The organism is Pseudactinotalea sp. (genome assembly GCF_048594945.1).
GTDB lineage: Bacteria > Actinomycetota > Actinomycetes > Actinomycetales > Beutenbergiaceae > Pseudactinotalea.
Map to the genome: position 1 here is coordinate 1 of NZ_JBMDXJ010000441.1, position 1,931 is coordinate 1,931.

Sequence of the window (1,931 nt, forward strand, 5' to 3'; positions counted from 1 at the left end):
ATCGGCCGAACCCACGCCCGAACCCGCGTGCTGATCCTGGCCCAAGACCTCCACGTCCGCGTCATCAACGCCACCACCGGCGAGATCCTGCGCGAGCTCACCATCGACCCCACCCGCGACTACCAGCCCCAACACCCACGATGACGAATGGCCTGAACCCACGATCCGTGGGTTCAGGCCATTCCGATGTCCTGCGACATCACAGTGTGGCGGGTGCAGGATTCGAACCTGCGAAGCGTAACGCGGCTGATTTACAGTCAGCTCCCTTTGGCCACTCGGGTAACCCGCCGAGGTCGCGTGCGACCGGATGGAAGGATAGCAAGTCAGGAGCCGGTTCCCGAACGCGGGGACCACCGATGCAGGACAGGAGCCCGACATGGCTGACCGCTCGTTCGACGTCGTGAGCAAGGTCGACCGCCAGGAGGTCGACAACGCGCTCAACCAGACCGCCAAGGAGATCGCGCAGCGGTACGACTTCCGCAACGTCGGCGCCTCGATCGCCTGGTCGGGCGAGTCCGTGGTGATGAAGGCGAACTCGGCGGACCGGGTCACGGCGATCGTGGACGTGTTCGAGTCGAAGCTGTTCCGCCGCGGCGTCTCGCTCAAGGCACTCGACCTCGGGGACCGCGAGCCCCAGCCCTCCGGCAAGGAGTACCAGCTCGGCGGGGCGCTCAAGGAGGGCCTGTCCAGCGAGGACGCCAAGAAGATCACCAAGCTGATCCGCGACGAGGGCCCGAAGGGCGTCAAGACCCAGATCCAGGGCGACGAGGTCCGCGTGAGCTCGAAGTCCCGCGACGACCTCCAGGCCGTGATCTCCTTGCTCAAGAAGGCCGAGGCCGACGACAAGATCGAGGCGGCGCTGCAGTTCACCAACCGCCGCTGACCCCTTCTGCGCGAGGCGCCCAGCCACTACGCTCGGCCACACGGCAGCCGCCGGTCGGGGACCTGACACTTCTGTGCACCGGAAGGCAGCCCCGCATGACCGAGACCGACGCGACCCCTCCTGCGCGCAGGCGCGGGGTCATCGCTGCCCTCGTCGTGGTCGCACTCGCGCTCGCGGTCGGAGGTGGCTTCTGGCTCCGATCGCTGCTGCTCGCACCCCAGTCCGACACCGACGGCGCACCTGCAACCCTCCGCCTCGAGTCGGCCACGCGCGCGGGTGAGGATCCCTTCACGGCATCGGTGGTCGCACCGGAGCACGACGTCGACGCCGTGTTCAGCGACACGATCGTGGCCCGCACCGTGGAGATCACGCAGCAGGCCGCCACGGACAGCACCACCGGAGCCGCGCAGGTGCCGGCCGCCGCGCCCGGCCTGTACGGCGGCTCCGGTGAGCTGAGCGCGTGCGACCCGAGCGCGCTCGTGGACTACCTCGTGGCCGACGGTGTCAAGGCCGCCGCGTGGTCGGGCGTGATCGGCATCGCGGCGGAGAGCATTCCGGAGTACGTGGCCGGGCTGACGGCGGTGGTGCTCACCGTGGACACGCTGGTCACCAACCACGGCTTCGCTGCCGGCGCCGCCACCGCGCACCAGTCCCTGCTGCAGGCCGGCACGGCGATTCTGGTCGACGCGCGCGGCCTCCCGGTCGTGCGATGCGCGTGCGGCAACCCCCTGCTCCCACCGCGGTTCTCGGGATCCGCGATCGGAGCCGACACGATCGGGACCGCATGGGACGGGCTCGACCTGCAACGCGTGGTCACGGTCACTCCCGCCCCGGCCGACCTGTCCGGGTTCACGGTCGCGGACCTGGCCACCGGCGATCTCGTCGAGATCCCCGTAGGCGGCACCACAGCTGTCGACGGCGTGTACCTCGCCACGTCCTCCAACCACGCCCAGGTCTCCCTCGAGCCGGAGCCCCTCGCCGGGAGCATCCAGACCAGCCCCGACGGCGTGGACTGGACCGTGGCGCTCGAGACCACCCCGATGCTCGA

2 protein-coding genes, 1 tRNA gene and 1 pseudogene are annotated in these 1,931 nt (G+C 69.6%); 3 read left to right on the top strand and 1 reads right to left on the bottom strand.

The window, feature by feature from the left end; translation table 11 throughout:
- Positions 1 to 144: pseudogene (locus ACOJSN_RS20100) on the top strand (IS481 family transposase); the annotation flags it as partial.
- Positions 145 to 207: 63 nt separating this feature from the next.
- Here ACOJSN_RS20100 and ACOJSN_RS20105 read toward each other — a convergent pair.
- A tRNA-Tyr gene (locus tag ACOJSN_RS20105) sits at positions 208 to 289 on the bottom strand.
- 87 nt (positions 290 to 376) lie between these two features.
- Between ACOJSN_RS20105 and ACOJSN_RS20110 the strand changes: the two genes are divergently transcribed.
- The gene (locus ACOJSN_RS20110) at positions 377 to 883 is read left to right on the top strand and encodes a YajQ family cyclic di-GMP-binding protein (RefSeq protein WP_420114259.1); all 507 of its coding nucleotides are present in this window, start codon (positions 377 to 379) and stop codon (positions 881 to 883) included.
- Positions 884 to 978: 95 nt separating this feature from the next.
- A partial coding sequence (locus tag ACOJSN_RS20115; RefSeq protein ID WP_420114260.1) for a DUF6777 domain-containing protein occupies positions 979 to 1,931 on the top strand: 953 nt, incomplete at its 3' end.